The organism is Tropheryma whipplei str. Twist (assembly GCF_000007485.1).
Lineage (GTDB): Bacteria > Actinomycetota > Actinomycetes > Actinomycetales > Microbacteriaceae > Tropheryma > Tropheryma whipplei.
The window spans coordinates 95,486-117,501 of sequence record NC_004572.3 but is presented as its reverse complement, the minus strand read 5'-3'; the positions used below and the strand labels follow the sequence as shown (position 1 = coordinate 117,501).

Below are 22,016 nucleotides of genomic sequence, written 5' to 3'. Positions count from 1 at the left end.
TCGGCGCTGTGCAGAATGATTGAACAAATCTCTATACGCAATTTTGGAAATATAGCAAAAGCAGATATAGATTTTGGTTCCGATTTTACCGTTATAACCGGCGAGACCGGTGCCGGCAAGACTATGTTGCTGGGCGCATTGGAAACACTTTTGGGAAAGCCTGGAAATTCGAAATATCCGCATAACCAGAGTGCGCAGGTGATTGGAATATGGCGCGTACCACGACATTTTGAGAATGTTTTACCTTGTATTGAGGGCAAACTAACGGTGTCACGTGAAATAAGCCTATCCGGCAAATCTGTTGCAAACGTTAATGGGAAAACTGCCAATAACAGTTATTTGGGCAAATTACGAAATAAGCTCCTTGTAGTGCATGGGCAATTTGCACAGGTGAGGCTGAAAAATCCGGCCCTGCAAAGACAAATTCTTGATGGATACGCTGGTAATACCGATCTGCTAAAGGAATATCAATTGGCCTGGAGCGAACTCTCAAAAACAAATCTTGAACTTCGTAATATTCGGGATAATTTGGCGGGTCGTCGCGCGGAAGCGATAGGTCTTATACAGGCTGTAGAGGAAATTAACGAGATCAATCCACAAATTGGTGAAGATGAAAATATAAAAAAACAGATAAACATTCTAGAGAACCACGAACAGCTTCTCGGGAATTTACGTGCAACAAAACAATTACTAATCGATAATGGCATAATCGACAAAATCACCGAACTGCAGCAGATTTTATGTGAAATGGAGGGAATAAAACTTCAACATGCATATGGCACGGCAATTGATACAGCACTTGTGACTATGCAGGAATTATCAAACGAGATAACAAAACAGATTAACACCTTACCCGAGGGCAGCATAGAGATATTGGATGAGATGCACAATAGGCTGGGTGCACTGAGAAAATTACAGAAAAAATATGGTCCGACAATCGAAGATGTAATTGACTTTGCAAAAAACGCGTTAGCGCGGAGCAGCACAATCGAAAATGACGACGCGAGGGTACAGGAATTGGAGGCGAAAAAAGAAGAATTACAGAAAAATGTTGAATATCTTGCCAAAAAATTATCAGAAAGGCGTGTGTCGGCAGCGCGGCTATTGGGCGATTCGGTGTCTTTAAATCTTCCATGTCTTGCTATGCCCGAGGCTAGATTTGAGGTCCAGGTTCTGCAAAAATCCCATGACAGTTACGGTATGGACCAAGTGGCTATGTTTTTACGAACAAGTTATGCGGGTGCCGCACAGCCAATTGGAACAGGGGCAAGTGGGGGGGAAATATCGCGTGTTATGCTTGCGATTGAAGTAGCGCTTGCCAGTGTAAAAACTGTTCCTACAGTTATTTTTGATGAAATCGATTCTGGGGTCGGCGGCGCGGCGGCTATTGAGATTGGCAGACGTTTGGCGGCCTTGGCGCGGCGGCTGCAGGTGATTGTTATAACGCACTCAGCCCAGGTTGCGGCATTTGCCACGACTCACCTTCTGGTTACAAAAACTGGCAACCTGTCTGATGTGTGTTCCCTGTCGGGAGAAAATCGTGTTGGTGAGATGGCTAGGTTATTGTCTGGATTGCATGATAGCGAGAGCGGATTGGAACATTCGCGGGAGTTGCTAGCTATGGCCGCACGTGAAATGCAGGGCCGCACGTGAAATGCAGGGCCGCACGTGAAATGCAGGGCCGCACGTGAAATGCAGGGCCGCACGTGAAATGCAGGGCCGCACGTGAAATGCAGGGCCGCACGTGAAATGCAGGGCCGCACGTGAAATGCAGGGCCGCACGTGAAATGCAGGGCCGCACGTGAAATGCAGGGCCGCACGTGAAATGCAGGGCCGCACGTGAAATGCAGGGCCGCACGTGAAATGCAGGGCCGCACGTGAAATGCAGGGCCGCACGTGAAATGCAGGGCCGCACGTGAAATGCAGGGCCGCACGTGAAATGCAGGGCCGCACGTGAAATGCAGGGCCGCACGTATTATGTCGATCCCAATCTGTTATTTAGTCCATCTTTGGTTGGGCTTAGGAAACTGAGGTGGGCTGTGTCTGTTAGGTAGGTAAAGAAGTTCTTTAGAGAGGTTAGAGCAGATTTTTGAAAGTTATTTACAGCATCGGTTACTTTTGTTATCTGGTCATTGTTTATGTTGGCTGTGTTTATCTTCTCAGGGTTTACCTGGTCAGTGTTTATCTGCTCATTGACAGACTTGAGAGGGTGTTCGGGTGGTGTTGTTGGCGCACTTCGCTTGACGCGCTTTTTGCCATTGGTCTTACCGGTTGTGCCACCGGCTGCGTGAGCATGGTTCCCTTGGGTTAAACCAAGTGTGGTTATTTGGTGGATTTAGCAGAGCTATCAGAGCCAGCACACAGGTCTGTTATCCCGGGGATCAAACAGATCAGGGTTTACCTGATCAGTGTTGACCTTCTCAGTTTTTATCTTGGCTGTGACAGACTTGAGAGGGTGTTCGGGTGGTTTTTGCGCACTCCTAGACCCCCAGTCTCTTATCTTGTCTATATATGTGTTGACGGGCCCGGTTATACCAGTTACCCAAGTGTTTATTGTGGTTAGTCCTTTTTTGGTTGATTTTAGGAAACTGAGGTTGTCTGTTTTTGTTAGGCGTTGGAATTGCTCCTGGTAATTGTGCGTTGGAATGTATGTGTGGCGTGGGCTCGATCTGCGTGACCGGACTAGAATCCCGTGATTCTAGAACATTACTGGCTAGGACCTTTAGGGGTTCTGGCAACCAGGATGTAAGGGGTTTTACTACTTTGTCTAGGACTGTGAGGGTTGTTCCTTCTGGGGGCCCTGCACACCTTATCTGCACACCTTAACTTCTATGCATGAATTTCTATGCATACCTTATTCTTGGGGTACTGTACTGGTTCTTATTGAATACACTCTTCTCGCATACACACTGTCCTATTTACACTCTCATTTACACACTGTCTCTTACCAAGAGTGGTTATTTGGAGGGTTTACCAGATTTATCAGAGTTACACAGGGTTGTTATCCACGGGATCAGACAGATCAGTTTTGTGACTGTTGTTACCTGGTCAGTGTTTATCTGCTCAGTGACAGACTTGAGAGGGTGGTCTTGTTCTGGTGATGTTGACGCACCTCGTTTGACGCGCTTTTTGCCGCTGGTCTTGGTGGTTGCTATTGGTGGTTGCTATTGGTGGTTGCTATTGGTGTGAGTCTTGCCATTGGTCTTGCCGGTTGTGTTACCGGCTACATGAGAATGGTTCCCTTGGTGTTAAGGTACCAAGTGTGGTTATTGCTGTTAAACCAAGTGTGGTTATCTGGAGGAGTTATTAGATTTATCAGAGTCAGTAGAACACAGGTCTGTTATCCCGAGGGTCCTGCAGGCGATGTTGTTTCAGGTGTGGATCCGGTGTGTTTTAACCCGAGTGTTTTAAGACTCCAGTCTCTTATCGTGCCTATATATTTGTTGACGGGCCCGGTTATACCAGTTACCCAACCGTTTATTTTGGTTAGTCCATCTTGAGCTATTTTGTTCCTAGAACATTACTGGTTAGGACCTGTAGGGGGCTTGGCAACCAGGATGTAAGGGGGTCTACTATTTTGGTTAGTCCTGTTTTGATTGGGTCTAGGAAAGTGAGGTGGGCTGCTCCTGTTGTGCGTGGGCTGCTCCTGGTAATTGTGCGTTGGAATGTATGTGTGGCGTGGGCTCGATCTGCGTGACCGGACTAGAATCCCGTGATTCTAGAACATTACTGGCTAGGACCTTTAGGGGTTCTGGTAACCGGGCTGTTAAAGCCTAATCAGGATGCGAGATTGCCCAATAGACTGGATATGCACAAAGCAGAACACAGGTCCAATCTGACTATTTTTCAGCATGCGTTATTAGTAGACAATAAAATGCAATACAATGAAACCCTGTAGTGAACGGCATAAAACATATATTCATAACAGGTGGGGTTGTTTCCTCAATAGGTAAGGGGCTAACAGCAGCCAGCTTGGGCAGTCTGCTCACAATGCGTGGGCTAAAGGTGTTTATAAAAAAGCTGGATCCGTATCTGAATGTTGATCCTGGCACGATGAATCCGCTGCAGCATGGTGAAGTGTTTATAACCGAGGATGGCGCAGAAACCGATCTTGATGTTGGGCACTACGAACGGTTCTTGGATGTGGATCTCGATAGAACAGCGAATGTTACAACGGGGCAAGTGTACTCCAAGGTAATCACTCTTGAAAGAACCGGCAGATATCTTGGCGAAACTGTACAGGTTATACCTCATATAACTGATGAGATAAAGCGCAGGATACGACTCGCACCTGATGATATTGATGTCATAATAACCGAAATAGGGGGCACGGTTGGGGATATTGAGTCCCAGCCATTTATCGAGGCGGCCAGGCAGATAAGGCGCGAAGTTGGCAGAGAAAACTGCTGTTTTATACATGTATCACTTGTCCCCTTTCTCGAGAGTGCGGGTGAGCAGAAAACAAAACCCACTCAGCATTCGGTTGCTATATTGAGAGCCGCGGGAATTCAACCCGATGCCCTTGTCTTGCGGAGCGATAAGCCCATTTCAAGTGCCAATCAGAAAAAGATAGCACTTATGTGTGATGTCAGTGCTGTTGTAAACGCGGTCACTGTTCCAAACATCTATGAAATACCTTGTGTTCTAAATCAACACGGGTTAGACAAGTTTGTAATCAAGCACCTCGACCTTGAGGCGGGTGAAATTGACTGGTCCTATTGGGACGATGTGCTTGATGCGATAGAGAACAATAGAAGTGAAATAGAGATAGCCATTATTGGAAAGTATACGGGACTGCCCGACGCATACATTTCTGTTATTGAGGCGCTTAGGGCTGGCGGATTCGAGAGTAAGACAAAGGTTAATATAAAGTGGGTTGACTCAGATGATGAGAACCTTGAGGATCAGCTGGAAAACATCAACGGCGCTTGTATCCCCGGCGGTTTTGGAATACGGGGCATAGAAGGACTTATAAAAGCCATACGGATTTGCCGCGAAAGAGAAATTCCTACTCTCGGTATATGTCTCGGGATGCAGTGCATGGTGATAGAGTATGCCAGACATGTTGTTGGGATGCATGGCGCATCGTCAACGGAGTTTACCGATGATACTCAGTGGCCAGTTGTAACAACAATGCTTGAACAAAGAGATATTCTTATTGACGATCAGTTTGGCGGGACAATGCGCCTGGGAAGCTACCGTGCCGTTCTGAGCATCGGGAGTCTAGCTGCCAGTTTATATGGCACAACTGATATACACGAGCGGCATAGGCACCGCTATGAGGTAAATAATGGCTATGCACAGCGACTGGTTGAGCGTGGGCTTATAGTCTCTGGGCGGAATACAGAGCAAGACCTGATTGAATTTATTGAGCTCGACCGCAAGGATCACCCGTTCTACATTGGCACACAGGCGCATCCGGAATGTAAGTCGCGACCAAAGAGGCCACACCCGCTGTTCAAGGGCCTTGTGGCAGCGGCTTTAGCTAGGAAAGAAATAGCGGAATTCAATTCCGGCAAGACGGTGCTTCAATAGTAACCGTCCGTGCATCATTTGTTCCTATATCACCTATTTCCCTATATCACTTATTTCATTGTTGACAAGCTTAGGTTATACCAGCTACCCAACTGTTTATTTTGGTTACCCAACTGTTTATTTTGGTTACCCAACCTGTTATTGTGGTTAGTCCTGTTTTGGTTGAGTCTAGGAAACTGAGGTTGGCTGCTAGGTATAAATACACATGTATTGGCACTCACGTTATATAGAACTCACGTTATATGCGGCCGGTATTACATATATGGATCGAAGGGTAAAAGAGATACTATGCTTGTAGGAGAGATACTATGATCGAATGATCAGTACTTTGCGAGGTGTATTTCAATCGAGAGGCGCAAACCACCGGAAGATAAGCCGGTGCACTACAGAGTGCTTGAGTCTAAGCTTTTACACAAGGGTGCGGTGTGGGACGTTGTGCAGGAAAAGCTCGATTATCGCGGCGAAACAATTAGTCGGGAGTTCGTATCTCATCCCGGCGCAGTTGGTGTGCTTGCGCTGAACGATAAGAATGAGGCTCTCCTGATAAGACAGTATCGACACCCAATTCGCACGAGAGAATGGGAAATTCCTGCAGGCATGCTCGATCTATCGGGTGAATCCCCCCTTGATGCTGCCAAGCGTGAGCTATCAGAAGAAGTGGATATGTGTGCACAAACCTGGCACACCCTGATTGATTTCACCTTAACTCCCGGTGGAAGCAATGAGGTGATGAGAGTATATCTCGCGCGTGAGCTGAGAGCATCTCAGGCTAAGTTCAATAGAAAATCAGAAGAAGCTGATATGGAAATTGCATGGATTCCGATGGAGGATTTGTTATTTTCTGTTCTCACAAGGAGAGTACAGAATCCAGTTCTTATGCTGGCAGCCCTTGCTGCGCATGAGGGCTTGCAGGTGCAATGGAAATATCTGAGAGATGCAGATGAGCCCTGGCCGGTCTATGAAAGATTAAAGGGCCTCATAAGTTAGAGAGGGTGCAGTAGGTTTTGCTGTATTGAATACACTCTTCTCACATACACACTGTCCTATTTACACTCTCATTTACACACTGTCTCTTACCAAGAGTGGTTATTTGGTGGATTTAGCAGAGCTATCAGAGCCAGCACACAGGTCTTTTATCCGCGGGATCAGACAGATCAGGGATGTGGCTGTTTTTATCTGGTCGTTGTTTATCTTGGCTGTGACAGGTTTAGGTGTTTTGGTTACCCAACCGTTTATTGTGTCTAGTCCATTTTTGGTTGAGTCTAGGAATTTGAGGTGGGCTTTGTCTGTTAGGTAGGTAAAGAAGTTCTTTAGAGAGGTTAGAACAGATTTTTGAAAGTTATTTACAGCATCGGTTACAGTGTTTATCTTGTCATTGACAGACTTGAGAGGGTGTTCGGGTTCTGGTGATTTTGGCGCACTCCTAGACCCCAGTCTCTTAGATTACCTATATATTTGTTGACAGGATTGGTTACTTTGGTTACCCAACTGTTTATTGTGGTTAGTCCTGTTTTGGTTGAGTCTAGGAAAGTGAGGTTGGCTGCTAGGTAGGTGAATAAGTCCTTTAGAGAGGTTAGAACAGATTTTTGAAAGTTATTTACAGCACCGGTTACAGTTTTTATCTGCTCATTAACAGACTTGAGAGGGTGGTTGGGTTCTTGTGATTTTTGCGTATCTCGTTTGACGCGCTTGTGAGCATTGGTGTTACCGGTTGCGTGAGCATGGTTCCCTTGGGTTAAACCAAGTGTGGTTATTTGGTGGATTTATTAGATTTATCAGAGCCAGCACACAGGTCTTTTATCCCGGGGATCAGACAGATCAGGGTTTACCTGGTCAGTGTTGACTGGCTGTGACAGACTTGAGAGGGTGGTCTTGTGATTTTTGCGTATCTCGTTTGACGCGCTTGTGAGCATTGGTGTTACCGGTTGCGTGAGCATGGTTCCATTGCTGTTAAACCAAGTGTGGTTATTTGGTGGATTTACCAGAGTTATCGCACAGGGTTGATATTTTGGCCGTGACAGGATTGGTTATGTTGGTTACCCAATTGTTTATTGTGGTTAGTCCTGTTTTGGTTGATTTTAGAACATTACTGGCTAGGACTTCCAGGGAGTCTGGTAACCAGGCTGTAAGGGGTTTTACTACTTTGTCTAGGACTGCGAGGGTTGTTCCTTCTGTGCGTATATTGTGCTGGTATATACCCTTTTGGTATGTTTTCTAAACGCAAGTGTGGTTATTTGGAGGATTTATCAGAGTTATCAGAGTTATCACACAGGGTTGCTATCAGCGGGATCAGACAGATCAGGGATGTGGCTGTGTTTATCTTCTCAGGGTTTATCTTCTCGTTGTTTATCTTGTCGTTAACAGACTTGAGAGGGTGGTCTTGTTCTGGTGATTTTGGCGTACCTCGTTTGACGCGCTTTTTGCCGCTGGTCTTGGCGGTTGCGTTACCGGTTGCGCGAGCATGGTTCCATTGGTGTTAATGTACCAAGTGTGGTTATTTGGAGGATTTAGTAGAGTTACACAGGTCTTTTATCCCGGGGATCAAACAGATCAGGGTTTACCTGGTCAGTGTTGACCTGCTCAGTTTTTATCTTGGCTGTGACAGACTTGAGAGGGTGGTTGGGTTCTGGTCGTTTTGGTGTGCTCCTAGACCCCAGTCTCTTAGATTGCCTATATATTTGTTGACGGGCTCGTTTACTTTGGTTACCCAATTGTTTATTGTGGTTAGCCCTGTTTTGGTTGAGCTTAGGAATTTGAGGTGAGCTGTGTCTAAAAATACTGTGACCAAGGTCGCAGACATAGCAATACCCCCGGATATAAAACCCGATTTTGATTGGTTTTTTCCCTTTGCAAAACTGGAGCTAGGACTATCGGATGCAACCCTCCAAACATATCGCAATTCACTGGGAATCTATCTATCCTGGCTTGGCGAGCAGGGCACCCAACGCTTGAGTGAAGTCAATTCAAATGCAATCGAAAGATTTTTAGAGTATAGACAGCGCCATACGCGAAAAAGCACCCTCGCAAATACCGTTGCTGCGTTACGCACTTTTCACAGGCATTTAGTGTTAGAAGGCCGACAAACTCTAAATCCCACAGAGAAGTTACAACAGCCAAAAGTGCCGAAGACCCTCCCGCATCCTTTGAGCCTTGACGAGATAATAAATCTTCTCAAGGCAGCAGACACAAATCAGGCACGGGAAATATCATTGCGTGACAGGGCACTGATCGAGGTATTGTACGGAACAGGTGCAAGGATCAGCGAAGCGGTTAGCCTAAATGTTAATGCCTTTGCCGAAAGTGATCAAAATCTCCTACGACTTACAGGAAAAGGTAACAAACAGCGCATGGTCCTATTTGGGTCGTATGCACGGAATGCCGTGGATAATTACCTGCAACATTCTAGGCCAAAGCTGTTAGCGAGGTCCCATGTTTATCGTAATATAACGGATGCTAGTACATTGAAATATAGGCCCACAAGTTCGACAATTGGGGATGCTGAGGACGGAGTGCTGACAGCAACCGCGGCTGGCGTGCCATGGCTATTTCTCAGCAACCGCGGAAAACGTCTAACCAGGCAACAGGCTGGAAATATAATCCGCAAGCTCGGCGAAGCTGCTGAGATTGGCAGATACATATCACCACATTCACTGCGGCATTCTTTCGCAACCCACATGCTACAGGCTGGGGCAGATATAAGAACCGTTCAGGAATTGCTCGGGCACAGCTCGATAAATACGACAAGTGTATACACAAAGGTCACGATCGACAGCCTACGGGAGGTGTACGCCACGTCGCATCCACGGGCTTTATAAATGAGCACGAGATAAATCATCGCGTAATATTGTGTACCGTTCATACGGTGTTTCGTGCGTTTGCAGTATGGATCAAGCGCGGTTGATTTGTTAGCCCCGGGCGGCTAGGGTAGGCCCTGTAATTCTAGAATGCTGTGGATACTGTATCTAGAGTATTTAAGCCATGCTGTGATTCTAGAACACTACTGGCTAGGACCGGTAGGGGGCCTGGTAACCGGGCTGTAAGGGGATTTACTACTGCCTCTAGGACTTTGAGGGTTGTTGTGCGTATATTGTTCTGGTATATACCCTTTTGGTATGTTTTCTAAACACAAGTGTGGTTATTTGGAGGTTTTAGCAGAGTTATCAGAGTCAGCACACAGGTCTTTTATCCACGGGATCTTGCAGATCAGGGTTGTGGCTGTTTTTATCTGCTCAGTGTTTATCTTGGCTGTGTTTACCTGGTCAGTGACAGGCTTGAGAGGGTGGTCTTGTTGTTTTATGACCCGTATCTAATAGACCCCAGTCTCTTAGATTACCTATATATTTGTTGACAGGATTGGTTACTTTGGTTACCCAACTGTTTATTGTGGTTAGTCCTGTTTTGGTTGAGCTTAGGAAACTGAGGTGAGCTTTGTCTGTTAGGTAGGTGAATAAACTCGTTAGAGAGGTCAGAACAGATTTTTGAAAGTTATTTACAGCACCGGTTACAGTTTTTATCTGCTCGTTGTTTATCTGGTCAGGGTTTATCTTGGCTGTGACAGACTTGAGAGGGTGGTCTGGTGGTGTTGTTGACGCACCTCGTTTGACGCGCTTTTTGCCATTGGTGTTACCGCTGGTGTTGGTGTGAGTCTTGCCGTTGGTATTACCGGCTGCGCGAGCATGGTTTCCTTGCTGTTAAACCAAGTGTGGTTATTTGGTGGATTTACCAGAGTTACACAGGGTTGTTATCCCAGGGATCAGACAGATGTTGTGGTCACAGGTGTGGATCCGGTGTGTTTTAACCCGAGTGTTTTACGACCCGTATCTAATAGACCCCAGTCTCTTAGATTGCCTATATATTTGTTGACAGGATTGGTTATACCAGTTACCCAACCGTTTATTTTGGTTAGTCCTTTTTTGGTTGGGCTTAGGAAAGTGAGTTTGGCTGTTCCTGTTAGGTAGGTGAATAAACTCGTTAGAGAGGTCAGAACAGATTTTTGAAAGTTATTTACAGCATCGGTCACAGTTTTTATCTGCTCATTGACAGACTTGAGAGGGTGTTCGGATTCTTGTGATTTTGGCGCACTTCGTTTGACGCGCGTTTTGCCGCTGGTGCCACCGGCTGCGTGAGCATGGTTCCCTTGGTGTTAAGGTACCAAGTGGTTATTGCTGTTAAACCAAGAGTGGTTATTTGGAGGATTTAGTAGAGCTATCAGAGTCAGCAGGACACAGGGGTAGGGTTTTTATCCACGGGATCAGACAGATGTGGTCACGGGTGTGGATCTGGTGTGTTTTAAGACCCCCGAGTATTTCAAGACCCCAGTCTCTTATCTTGTCTATATATGTGTTGACGGGCTTAGTTATGCTGGTTACCCAACCTGTTATTGTGGTTAGTCCTGTTTTGGTTGAGTCTAGGAAACTGAGGTTGGCTGCTAGGTAAGTGAATAACGTATTTTGTGGCGATACAAAATATAGTGGTTAATAGAGACAACGGGCTGTGGCGCAGCTTGGTAGCGCACTTGACTGGGGGTCAAGGGGTCGTGGGTTCAAATCCCGCCAGCCCGACAATCACTTGTGTTGTTTCTCTTTAGTATATGTTGATTTGTCACAGTGCTGTTTTATCGAAAGACCATCTTGTTGTGCCACTGAACAGGTATCTACCTGTAACCTGCGTATGTCACAGGTAGAAGTTACATTACCGACACATGCCTACCGACACATGCCTGTGAGTGTTTAGAAATACGGCATATAGATATGTGCCTGAGGGTGTGCGGGTTCTGGTGGTTTTGACGCACCTCGTTTGACGCGCTTGTGAGCATTGGTGTTACCGGTTGCATTGGTGGTTGCGTTACCGCTGGTGTGAGCATGGTTCCCTTGGCGTTAAACACAAGTGTGGTTATTTGGAGGATTTAGTAGAGCTATCAGAGTCAGCACACAGGTCTTTTATCCACGGGATCTTGCAGATCAGGGATGTGGCTGTACCTTTTGTCCATGTGACTAGACCTTTTGATTCTAGAACATTACTGGTTAGGACCTTTAGGGAGCCTGGTAACCAGGATGTAAGGGGATTTACTACTTTGTCTAGAACTTTGAGGGTTGTTCCTGTTGTTTTATGATCCTTATCTAATAGACCCCAGTCTCTTAGATTACCTATATATTTGTTGACGGGCTCGTTTACTTTGGTTACCCAATTGTTTATTGTGGTTAGCCCTGTTTTGGTTGAGCTTAGGAAACTGAGGTGAGCTGTTCCTGTTAGGTAGGTGAATAAGTCCTTTAGAGAGGTCAGAGAATTTTCTATTCGACCTAACCTATAAAAACACAATCACTTGAGTATACATGCTTGATTGATACCGCATCGTTAGTGATTGCACCTGTCTTGTATTGCCCTGTCGGGTCATTGAGCAAACAGGGCAGTAATAATAGCGCGCCCATCACCGAAGATTGGCAAAAGGGACATAATGTGAATCAGGTACCACCACGATAAATCACGGTATATGAAACACAGGCCAACACCACATAAGAAACAGATCCCGGGACCTGACAATGCAACAAGAATTGCCTGGCCCCTGGTCATGTTTCCACAAGGCCTAACAGAAATCCTGAACAGTGTTATTTCAAAGGTAATTTTTTTGATTTAGTTGTCTTTTTGTTTTTTATAAACTTCTTGTAAAAGAATACACACAGAGAGATTATGATCGTGAAGAATAGGAATGGCAGGATAACCGCAAGAAGGCCAACATATATATCGATATGAACACCTTTACTGCTGGGTTCGGTACGAATATAGATGGTGTTAAAAATAAGTGAGTGATATTGCTCAACACCGCTAGACGGGTCAGTAATTGCAACGAGGTACATAAAAGAAACAAAAACGGTAATCATTGATAGAGCAAAACTGGATGAGAGTATTGCCGTGACAAGTTTTATTTTGCGAAACGGTGACCTTCTGCTAAATGCCTGAGTCACAGCGCTCCCCTATCATGCAGATCTACTCCCAGTATTTCTGCCACGCGATCCTCCAGGTGTTCGTGTGACGGTGTGGCAAAGCTGGCAATTTGTTTGGCCTGATGGAATACGATGACTTTATCGGCCACTTTTTGCAAAAAATAAAAGTCATGGGTGCAGAGTAAAACAGAGTGTCCGCGAGACTTTAGTTCCGTAATGGATTTACGACACTCATACACGGCATCAAGATCAATTCCATTTATTGTCTCATCTATAACAGTCAGGGGAAGTTGCAGCAGAAATGCACTAATCAGCTGTAGCTTTTTGCGCATGCCGTGGGAATAATCCTCTATTAAATTACGCTCACGACCTCGCATGCCGAAGCGGTCAAATTCACGCAATACACTGTTTTTATCAAAAGGTCGTTTATAGAGCCTAAAGAGTGTTCGCAGGTATTCATCGCCGGTTAGAAATTCTGGAAGGTCATCATCGCTCGGCAGGTATATAGATGCAAGACGGGCAGTCGTGAGACGGTGATTATTGCCCAGGATCTGTATCTGCCCTTTTTGCAATTCAAGGAGGTCAAAAACAAGTTTTATAAATGTTGACTTACCTGACCCGTTAGGGCCAACCAGGCCAACCACCTCGCCGGGATCAATCTGAAGATCAACGCCATAGATAGCTGGTGTGGATTTATCATATGAAAACGAAACATCTTGGACGGAAAGAATATTCATGCGTAACGCTCGCTTTTTCTAACCGCCTGAACAGCAAGGATAGTCAGGGGAATGGCAACAATAGCCTCTGTAAAGAGAATCAAAAGGAATATTTGGCCAGTGACGGATATTGCAAGATACGTAACCATGGCAATAATACTGACGACAAAGTAGCCGGCAAAGGCCTGAACGGGATTATCTTCGTTATGAACAAATAGGATGCCGATAAATGTCGGAAGTATTACGCCAAACATCAAGATAACAGATAGGTTTATTGGGTCATGCGGGACGATAGTGCCCGAAGCAAAAGAGGCAATATATAGTGCAAGCTGAACCAGCATAAGAAACGGGCATATACATAGTGCTTGGGCTGCAAACATATACAGAGTTTCCCGTGTTGCAGAAAGTCTATATCCAGGTAGCAGTCTTATGGCGCGAGACATGGAGAACATATAGATACCGGCAGAAAAGAGGGCAAGCAAATGTAAATTTAGCAAGATAAGAACAAAACCACCCAGAGGTATTGACAGGATAGAAACAACAACAGCCACCCACCATTCAATTCGACGGATAAAAACAGCAATAAACGGCCATAGGGTCGAGTTAATGAATGGCACAGGGAATTTTATAAAACGGTGTACATCTGGATACTTTGAGGGGATAGAGATAATCAGGGCTGGAAAAAGGATAATAAGGGAAATAAGAAAGGCAAGTATTGATGTCAACAGGCCATAGTGTTGAAAAAGCCAGAAGAAGACGTTAAAAATTAAGAACACATCTGTCTGTAAATGGTCATAGGCTTGCTTAATTGACTGGCCCGGCGCGGGGAGTAGGCTCTGGACAGATTGGCCAACAAAAATCAATAAGCCAAGAAAGGCAAATATTGTGACAATGATACCGCCAATATGCGACAAGCGGGAAAGATTGAAGAGGATAAATATACGAACCGAGAGATTATATATAAGAGAACAAAGGATATAGGTGATGAAGCCAGGCATAAGCCCATTTACCAGCAGGTACGCGGGCTGACCTGTTTTCCAGGTAGAGACTATTGCTTCAGGTGAATACAGTATCGTGAATCCCATAAAGACAATCAGTATTTCGCAGATTGTCAGGGCCATAGTCCTTTCTTTATTTTTCAAGGGAAGTTGCATGGTGAAATTCATAAGTCCGCCAGACCTCAGGAACAGTATCTTTGCAAACAAGAAAGCCATAAAAAGGTTGATGATTGACTCCGCTGCACCGATAAGAGTGACAAAGTCATAAAACACAGGGGCCAATAAAGACAACCTGTAAATTAGGACCGTCCCATAGAGCAGGACGCATATGCCAAGAATGAACATACGCGATGACAGGCCAAGGCGATACGAGAAAACCTTGCGAGTGAAGTAAACGAAAAAGACGCCAGAGAGAGTAAGCGATCGGCGCAGATCAGCTATCTTCTCCCACATCGGTATTTGACATGACTTGTGGCGAGATCAAGTACGCCAAAGTTAGCAGTGTATTCCATATGATCAACTTTGTCGCACAACGGCGTAAAGATGAGCATATGCATGAAATAGATAACCCCAATAAGCCCCACGACAAAGGTGAGAAGCCACAAGCCACCAAAAATCGTATCGGAAGGAACGAGCAGGAATCCGGGATGCAAGATAGGCCGAAGCGTAAGCAAAACTGCCAGGAACAAACATGCAGCCGTTATACAGCACAGCGATCAAACACGCAAGTAAATACAACTGTACAATTTATGACTTGCCAAACACTGGATATCTTGTCAAGATGTGCAGAGTGTAACCGTACATTCACGTCGCAAGCTTGGCAGAGCTGATATAGAATGAGTTAGGTTTGCGCAGGGCCAGACCTTAGATTACATGGCACTTCTAATTACATGGCACGACAATGCGTGCGGTGTTTAGCGTGACATTTAGATCGGGCAAGCGCGACGTGCCGCAGGGGGGTAAGTTAATGCAGCTAAAACAAGTTACTATAACGAATTACACTCCGATATCTGACATAACACTTGAGGTGCGACGGCACCTCGTTCTGGTTGGTGCCAACGACTCGGGCAAGACATCAATTCTGACCTGCCTTGATCTGCTGCTGAGTGCCACAACACCAATGTTATACAGTCACTTCCAGGCGTGGCATTTTCGAGATGCAACAAAACCAATAATTATCAGCGTTGACATCAACAATCTTGATGACAAAATCCAAATTGCGTTTGGCATAAACAACAACCGGATATCAGAGATAAAGCTCACACTGAGCGCGTTTCTTGATGAGAGTCAAATGCTAACAATAAAGCGAGAGGTGCTTTATAACAACACAACAAAGCCTGTTGCCGACAGCCAACTTACCGGCATTGGTTGGGAGTTATTCGATGCGGGTGAAGTGCCATGTACAGCGAGTCAATATAAAACAGTTCTTAGTGGCGTTATGGAATCAACGAATCTTAGGCAGCACGGTCTTTCATCTCTAACTCAGTCGTTTCGTGAGCAAATCGAGGCATCACCGTTTTTGGAAAATCTGCGCGAAAGACTTGCAGAAAAACTGATAAAAACCATGCCTGGCAATCTAAATAAAGATGCAGTCCATCTTGTACCAAAAGACGATATAGGCACACAGGTACTTGGCAATATCAGGGTTCAGGTAAAACGACAAAACAAGTCACCTCATATGATCGATTGTTTGGACGGAATGCGATCGCTTTATGCAGTGGCCATTTATGATGTCCTCAGTAGAGATGCGAGTGTTGTTGGTATTGACGAACCAGAGACACATCTGCATCCGACGATTCAGAGAAGCCTGGCGCGGGTTTTGCAAGAGGAATCTAATCAAAAAATTATTGCAACCCACTCGGCTGATATTGTTGGAGCCTTTTCGCCAGAGCACGTTGCGGTTGTTCAGCCCAATGGGCAGGTTGTCCAGCCAGCACGGGGCTTTCTCGGAGAAGATGAGCGCATTATTGCAAGGTGGTGGGTTCACGGGCGACTGGAGCCCCTAACCGCTAGGCGGATTGTTGCTGTCGAGGGGATTTCGGACCGAATAATCCTTGAGAGTGCAGCTGAAGTAACTGGGCGAAATCTTGACCGACTTGGTATTGCTTTGATAGAAGCAAATGGCTCTGGGGATATGTGGCCGATCTATAAACTATTCGGACCAAAAGGTTTTAGGATCCCTATTTCCTTGCTGATTGATTCTGACGCTGTTCAGCACACTTCAGTGCGACTGGGAATTCCAAAAAATGAGTTTACTCAAAACTCAATATATGTTTCGAAGCGCGATTTGGAGGACGAGTATACAAGGGCCATTGGTGCAAATACTTTATGGAATGCACTAAGAGAGTCAAAGCTCTTTGCTCATTCCGAGCTGCGCGGGGGTGGAAAAACCGAACAGGCAGTTGCTGCGTTTTGTCGTAAAAACTCAAGTAATAAAGTCAGGGCAGCTCTTGTTGTCTCATCTCTCTTAAATGAAGAGCTTGCAATAGCGATTGAAAGTGTAAATAGCCTCCTGAATGCGATCGAACTACCAAGGTAGGCATCTAATGAAATGGGATATATTACTTATCGTGAACATCAAGAAGGATAATCGTAATATTGTCCCTTCCCCCAGCAGAGAGTGCTGCATATAAAAGACTCTCAGCAGCCTCGCGAGGAGATCCACGGGTGGCATGCGTCTCGATCTGCGCATCATTCAATTCTTTGGTAAGTCCATCAGAGCAAATAATAAACCGTACGCCGCTGCGAAGCGGAAGAAAGCTAAAATCTGGAATGGGCTCGCTGTTGAAACTAACTGCCCGGGTTATGATGTTGTTATAAGGATGAATAGCAGCTTCTTCTGGTGTTATTTGGCCGCTTTTGATCATCTCGTGAACAATCGAATGATCTTCAGTTAGTAAACGTATCTTGCCAGATTCAATACAATAAACACGGCTATCGCCGAGATTTAGAACAAGCCAGGCTGGTTGGTTATCCACTTTTGAGAGTCCAATTCCCGATAGGGTTGTTCCCGCAGTGGTAGAGCCAATTTTTTTGGCAAGACTTGCAAGTGCTTGTCGCAAAGCCCCAGTAATATCCTGCGGACTTACAAAGTCTGAAGATATAGCAGACAGAAAAGATGTAACAACTCCGCTGGCAATATCACCACAAGCATGACCACCCATGCCATCGGCAACAACCCATAGCGGGGGCTTTGCACTGTAGCTGTCTTCATTAGACTCTCGGTGGTGGCCAACATGGCTAAGTGAGGCCCACGATATAGAGAACTTGCCAGAGACGATGTAATCATCTGAACCAGTTGATCTATTAGACACAGCCCTTAACAAGTCTTATGCGGATACGAAAATTGTACTAGAGTTTCAAGTGTGCAGAGGGTAATAATTGTTGGCTCAACCGGATCTATAGGAACACAAGCGATTGACTTTATCTTAAAAAATCGCGATAGTTTTCTGGTTGTAGGGCTCGCTGCTAGCACGCAAACAAGTCTTCTTCGAGAGCAAGCGCAAGTACTTGGCACGAAAAACACAGCACAGGGTGCGAGCGAAGCGGCAGAGCTTATAGAAGCTACCGAGGCGGATGTTGTGCTAAACGCCATAACCGGCGCGGCTGGATTATTATCTACATACGCTACGCTCAAGACCGGCAAACGGCTTGCGCTGGCGAACAAAGAATCATTGATTATGGGCGGGAAATATTTCCTAGACATGACAACCTTCAAAGGTCAAATAACGCCGGTTGATTCAGAGCATTCTGCGATAGCGCAGGCCATGAAGTCCGGAAAATTCTCCGAGGTAAATAAGCTCATCCTGACAGCTTCGGGTGGGCCTTTTTATGACAGGGAAAGCCTGGAGGGTATAACTCTTAAAGATGCCCTAGACCATCCCACATGGAATATGGGACCCATGATAAGTATAAATTCCGCAACAATGTTCAATAAGGGTCTTGAGATTATTGAAGCGCATCTACTATTTGGTATTCCGTACTCGCAAATCGATGTTGTGATTCACCCACAATCAATTGTTCATTCAATGGTCGAGTATAAAGACGGATCTGTTATTGCACAGGCCTCTGTTGCAGATATGACCCTGCCAATAGGGTATGCCCTGAGTTGGCCTAACCGAGCTTTAAATGCGGTTAGACCACTTGAGTGGGGTGCAAGGCAGAGGTGGGACTTCCTGCCACCAACAGAAAACTCAATGAGGAGTATCAATCTCGCACGGCGAGCCGGTGAAGCCGGAGGGGTTTATCCCGCTGTCCTGAACGCCAGCAATGAATGTGCAGTAGAGGCATTTATGGCTGGCAAAATATCCTTTGCAAGGATAATCCATGTAACAGAAACGGTTTTTAACCTCTATACAAAACAACATACGAACCGCGAGTCGGCGAAAAATCCAATTGAGGTCATTTTAGAAGAGGATGCCCGGACCAGAGAGCTAGCCAAAACAGTTATAGAGAATATGAGCGCTGACTGAGCTAACCAAGACGAAGCGGGTTTACTATATCTATCCAGGCGAGCATAATACTCATCACAATAATCGCGGCTGTTACAAGCAGTGTAACAGGTAACAAATATGAGATATTGACTGGAGCGTAGTCATTTTTTCTGAACGCAAGAAGCACGCGTGAACGCGCGCCCTCAAAAACAGCAGCAGCAATATACCCACCGTCAAAAGGTAAAAGAGGAATCATGTTGAAAACAAATAACGCAAGATTCAATGAGGCAAAAATCCAGATCATGCTCCGCAACTTGTCATACAATGAAATGCTGGGTGCGGATACAATATCACCCGAGATTCTAGCCGCACCAATAAGGCCAACCACACCATCTTTTCTCTGATGTAATGTATCGGCAAGGCCCGTAAACAGGTTATATGGCAGAGCGATAAGAGATTTTGTCACGCCAACGGTATCTTTTACCATACTTGACAAAGCATCAAAAATTGACTGCCTTTCATTCACCGTCGAAAACTTCACACCAATTGAACCATTCAAAGGTCGCAGTGAAACAATACGGGTGCCGCCATCTTTGAGAAGCGATAGCGTAACAAGATCCTTGTCTTGTATGAGACCCCTAATCTGACCCGGTGAGCTGATTGCTGTGTCGTTTATTGCAATAATTTCATCACCCGGAAGAATTCCGGCAGAAGCAGCCGGAGTGTTCGCAATAACCTCGTGAATCACCGGTTTTATAACAGGGAGGCCCAGAACAGATAGAACGAATACATACCCCAATGTCGCGAGAATAAGATTTACAAACGGACCAGAAAACATAACTATTATTTTTTTCCAAGCAGGCAAGCGCCAAAACGCCCGTGGGCTATCAGATTCGGCAAATTTCATAAGTTTTTTAAACCAACGTCGAGGGTTTTCAGATGGAGGCAGCATACCCTCCAGCTGAACATACCCACCCAATGGTAGAAGATTGAAAGAATATGAAGTCTCGCGCTTCTTAAAACTGAAAAGAGATGGTCCAAATCCAATTGCATATTTCTGCACCGGCACACCGAAATACTTTGCCGGTAGCATGTGTCCAAGTTCATGCAGGGCAACTGCAATATACACAAAAACAAGAATGATCAGGACACCAAGAAAAAACATCAAACCCCCTTCTTGATCGAGGAAATGATACCAGACTCATTTGGCCTATGTTAGGTAAAGTTGAACGTTCTGAGATGTATATACTGTTCGCTATGACGCAGGTTCTTCTGGTAGACAAAATAAGCGGCATTACAAGTCACACAGCTGTTGCAAAAATAAGGCACCTCACAGGAATAAAAAAAATCGGGCATTGCGGAACCCTCGATCCGGCAGCGTGTGGTCTTTTGATAATGGGATGCGGAACTGCAACAAGACTTATAAGATATATGTCCAATCTTGATAAGCGGTATATTGCAACAATAACGCTGGGCACACAAACAACAACTGATGATTCAGAAGGTGAGATTATATACAGTGCACCAAAGCCATCCCTTGACAAAATTACACTCGAGAGCATAGGGAGGGCTGCGGAGAAATTAAGCGGAACAATCAAACAAATCCCGAGCGCATACAGCGCAATAAAGGTCTCTGGAAATAGAGCGTACAATCTAGCGCGTCAGGGGATTATCCCAAAGCTCAATGCACGAGAGGTGCGGGTGCATTGGAAATTTCTCGGAGATTTTGAAAATAACCAAGTTCATGTGCAGATTACCTGTTCATCTGGTACATACGTTAGGGCATTGGCCCGGGATATGGGAAAATTCCTGGGTGTTGGCGGGCACTTATCATACCTAAAACGCCTCAGCATAGGGCCATTTCATTTGCATGAAATATATCGGGAAATAAACAAAAAGGAAGCCACCATGTCTGAGCGAACGCCTAGTGGTAATACGCAAGGATTAACTGACAACATGGCCATCTCCGAGAGTGATAAGCACGATTGTACTGAGCCTGGAATTAATTGTACTGAGCTTGGAATTAAAGATACATGCACAGCGCTTCGTGAAGTGCACTATACACAAGGTGATACACTGTCATTCACTCGCCTCACAGCCCTCCAGGCATTATCAAGAATTTACAAACCGATAGAAGTTAGTCAAAAACAGGCAGATGACCTAAGTTGCGGGCGATATATATCTCTTGGAATCGACTCAAAAGGCCCGGTGTGTGCAGTTTGTAAAGAAAATTTAATTGCGGTTATTCAGCCGGTATCAGCAGGATTATGGCGCCCTGAAACAGTTCTCAGTGATAACAGAAAACTCAACAGTAATGCGGCACAAGACGCAAGTGGAAGCACATAAAACCCAAATCCATCGAGAAAAAGCCCGCCGAATAGTGCACCCAAACCTATCCCGATGTTGAAACTCATAGTGTAATAAGCGTTGGCGATATCACGATTATTATCGCTTGTATTACTCAGCAAAAAGACAGTCAACAATACCGGGACTGCACCAAACATGGCACCCCAAATAGCATACGCAGCAAGCCCAATTGCGTTATCCATAAACGAGAAAAGCAAAATACAAATCAATGATGTAGCGATGATAACCATAAATCGCCTACGAGTGGGTTTAAAAACGCCTGCCAGAACATTGCCAATACATCCACAAAATCCGTATACAAATAGGAGAATACTAACAAACTCTGGCGAATATCGCTTTGACAAAAACGCAGGAACATAACTTGAAAAAATAAACTGCCCAAGTAAAACTGAGGCACTCAAAATACAAATCGGCATCCATTTACTTTTAAAAACATTCCTATTTTTGGCAGGACCCATTCTGGCCGAATGTAGGGGAACTTTCAGCGTAAAGTTGAATAACAAGCCCAATAGAACAAACATAATACCCAGGACAATCACCACTGACTTCCAGCCAAACTGAAATGCAAAAAAGTTTGACAACGGAAGGCCAATAACATAAGACACAGTGCCACCTCCAAGAACAATCGACATCGCTCTTGCGAGACTGTGTGGCGCGTATAGCTGGCCAACTATACTTCCGACAAGTGTCCAAAACATACCGTGAACAGCACCTGTCAGAAAGCGAACCACTGCCACCATCTCATATCCGGTAAAAAGCGCAGCGCTTGCATGAAAGAGGCCCAGAAAAATAATGACTGTCGTCATAAGAGATCTGCGACTTATGCCCCTAGTGATAATAGTAAGAATGGGGGCTGTCAGAATTACAGCAAAGGAAAACAATGTTATCAAAAACCCAATTTTTCCGAGGCTAACATTCAGATCTTCAGCCATATACTTTATGGCTGAAGCGGGGATCATTTCTCCGACTACCGACAGAAAAACCCCTGCGGACAAAACAAGCAACAACAGCAAAATCGTCTATCCT

17 protein-coding genes and 1 tRNA gene are annotated in these 22,016 nt (G+C 45.3%); 9 read left to right on the top strand and 9 right to left on the bottom strand.

Going from position 1 to position 22,016, the window contains the following annotated elements; all coding sequences use genetic code 11:
- Nucleotides 1-15: 15 nt before the first annotated feature.
- From TWT_RS00595 to TWT_RS00540, 5 genes are all read left to right on the top strand, one after another.
- Entirely contained in the window at nucleotides 16-1,653 is a 1,638-nt protein-coding gene (locus TWT_RS00595) for a DNA repair protein RecN (protein WP_011102351.1), read from the top strand.
- 2,244 nt (nucleotides 1,654-3,897) lie between these two features.
- Complete coding sequence (locus TWT_RS00565) at nucleotides 3,898-5,535, top strand: CTP synthase (protein ID WP_011102349.1); 1,638 nt, start codon at nucleotides 3,898-3,900, stop codon at nucleotides 5,533-5,535.
- A 378-nt stretch (nucleotides 5,536-5,913) separates the two neighbouring features.
- Nucleotides 5,914-6,522 carry an NUDIX domain-containing protein gene (locus TWT_RS00560; protein WP_011102347.1) on the top strand — a complete coding sequence of 203 codons (609 nt, stop codon included), beginning with the start codon at nucleotides 5,914-5,916 and terminating at the stop codon, nucleotides 6,520-6,522.
- 103 nt (nucleotides 6,523-6,625) lie between these two features.
- Nucleotides 6,626-6,832 carry a hypothetical protein gene (locus tag TWT_RS04950; RefSeq protein WP_049530996.1) on the top strand — a complete coding sequence of 69 codons (207 nt, stop codon included), beginning with the start codon at nucleotides 6,626-6,628 and terminating at the stop codon, nucleotides 6,830-6,832.
- A gap of 1,468 nt (nucleotides 6,833-8,300) precedes the next feature.
- On the top strand, nucleotides 8,301-9,350 hold the full coding sequence (locus TWT_RS00540) for a tyrosine recombinase (protein ID WP_011102346.1): 1,050 nt from the start codon (nucleotides 8,301-8,303) through the stop codon (nucleotides 9,348-9,350).
- A 938-nt stretch (nucleotides 9,351-10,288) separates the two neighbouring features.
- Here the strand turns inward: TWT_RS00540 and TWT_RS04755 are convergent.
- Nucleotides 10,289-10,555, bottom strand: a complete 267-nt coding sequence (locus TWT_RS04755; RefSeq protein WP_155105117.1) for a hypothetical protein — start codon at nucleotides 10,553-10,555, stop codon at nucleotides 10,289-10,291.
- A 467-nt stretch (nucleotides 10,556-11,022) separates the two neighbouring features.
- Here TWT_RS04755 and TWT_RS00525 point away from each other — a divergent pair.
- Nucleotides 11,023-11,096, top strand: a tRNA-Pro gene (locus TWT_RS00525).
- Between the two features lie 331 nt (nucleotides 11,097-11,427).
- Here the strand turns inward: TWT_RS00525 and TWT_RS04750 are convergent.
- From TWT_RS04750 to TWT_RS04555, 5 genes are all read right to left on the bottom strand, one after another.
- Nucleotides 11,428-11,853 carry a hypothetical protein gene (locus tag TWT_RS04750; RefSeq protein WP_155105116.1) on the bottom strand — a complete coding sequence of 142 codons (426 nt, stop codon included), beginning with the start codon at nucleotides 11,851-11,853 and terminating at the stop codon, nucleotides 11,428-11,430.
- Nucleotides 11,854-12,140: 287 nt separating this feature from the next.
- Complete coding sequence (locus TWT_RS00515) at nucleotides 12,141-12,497, bottom strand: hypothetical protein (RefSeq protein WP_011102344.1); 357 nt, start codon at nucleotides 12,495-12,497, stop codon at nucleotides 12,141-12,143.
- Nucleotides 12,494-13,213 carry an ATP-binding cassette domain-containing protein gene (locus TWT_RS00510; RefSeq protein ID WP_011096070.1) on the bottom strand — a complete coding sequence of 240 codons (720 nt, stop codon included), beginning with the start codon at nucleotides 13,211-13,213 and terminating at the stop codon, nucleotides 12,494-12,496. Before TWT_RS00510 ends, TWT_RS00515 begins: the two co-directional genes overlap by 4 nt.
- Complete coding sequence (locus TWT_RS00505; protein ID WP_011102343.1) at nucleotides 13,210-14,643, bottom strand: hypothetical protein; 1,434 nt, start codon at nucleotides 14,641-14,643, stop codon at nucleotides 13,210-13,212. Before TWT_RS00505 ends, TWT_RS00510 begins: the two co-directional genes overlap by 4 nt.
- Nucleotides 14,628-14,879, bottom strand: a complete 252-nt coding sequence (locus tag TWT_RS04555; RefSeq protein WP_011102342.1) for a hypothetical protein — start codon at nucleotides 14,877-14,879, stop codon at nucleotides 14,628-14,630. The genes TWT_RS00505 and TWT_RS04555 overlap by 16 nt, the downstream gene beginning before the upstream one ends.
- 230 nt (nucleotides 14,880-15,109) lie before the next feature.
- Here TWT_RS04555 and TWT_RS00495 point away from each other — a divergent pair, with 230 nt between their 5' ends.
- Complete coding sequence (locus tag TWT_RS00495; protein ID WP_230440410.1) at nucleotides 15,110-16,729, top strand: ATP-dependent nuclease; 1,620 nt, start codon at nucleotides 15,110-15,112, stop codon at nucleotides 16,727-16,729.
- 22 nt (nucleotides 16,730-16,751) lie between these two features.
- Here TWT_RS00495 and TWT_RS00490 read toward each other — a convergent pair whose 3' ends face one another.
- Nucleotides 16,752-17,504, bottom strand: coding sequence for a PP2C family protein-serine/threonine phosphatase (locus TWT_RS00490; RefSeq protein WP_042491400.1), 753 nt, complete (start codon nucleotides 17,502-17,504; stop codon nucleotides 16,752-16,754).
- Nucleotides 17,505-17,555: 51 nt separating this feature from the next.
- Between TWT_RS00490 and dxr the strand changes: the two genes are divergently transcribed.
- The gene (dxr, locus tag TWT_RS00485; protein ID WP_011102339.1) at nucleotides 17,556-18,662 is read left to right on the top strand and encodes a 1-deoxy-D-xylulose-5-phosphate reductoisomerase; all 1,107 of its coding nucleotides are present in this window, start codon (nucleotides 17,556-17,558) and stop codon (nucleotides 18,660-18,662) included.
- A gap of 1 nt (nucleotide 18,663) precedes the next feature.
- On the opposite strand, the gene TWT_RS00480 is transcribed toward dxr, so the two are convergent.
- A complete protein-coding gene (locus TWT_RS00480) occupies nucleotides 18,664-19,788 on the bottom strand; it encodes a M50 family metallopeptidase (RefSeq protein WP_038103509.1) in 1,125 nt (374 codons plus the stop codon).
- A 92-nt stretch (nucleotides 19,789-19,880) separates the two neighbouring features.
- Here TWT_RS00480 and truB point away from each other — a divergent pair, with 92 nt between their 5' ends.
- Nucleotides 19,881-20,969, top strand: coding sequence for a tRNA pseudouridine(55) synthase TruB (truB, locus tag TWT_RS04550; protein ID WP_230440409.1), 1,089 nt, complete (start codon nucleotides 19,881-19,883; stop codon nucleotides 20,967-20,969).
- Here truB and TWT_RS00470 read toward each other — a convergent pair.
- Nucleotides 20,870-21,997 (bottom strand): MFS transporter, encoded by a 1,128-nt coding sequence (locus tag TWT_RS00470; RefSeq protein ID WP_230453566.1) that lies wholly within the window; start codon nucleotides 21,995-21,997, stop codon nucleotides 20,870-20,872. The two genes, truB and TWT_RS00470, sit on opposite strands and share 100 nt — an antisense overlap.
- Nucleotides 21,998-22,016: the final 19 nt, after the last annotated feature.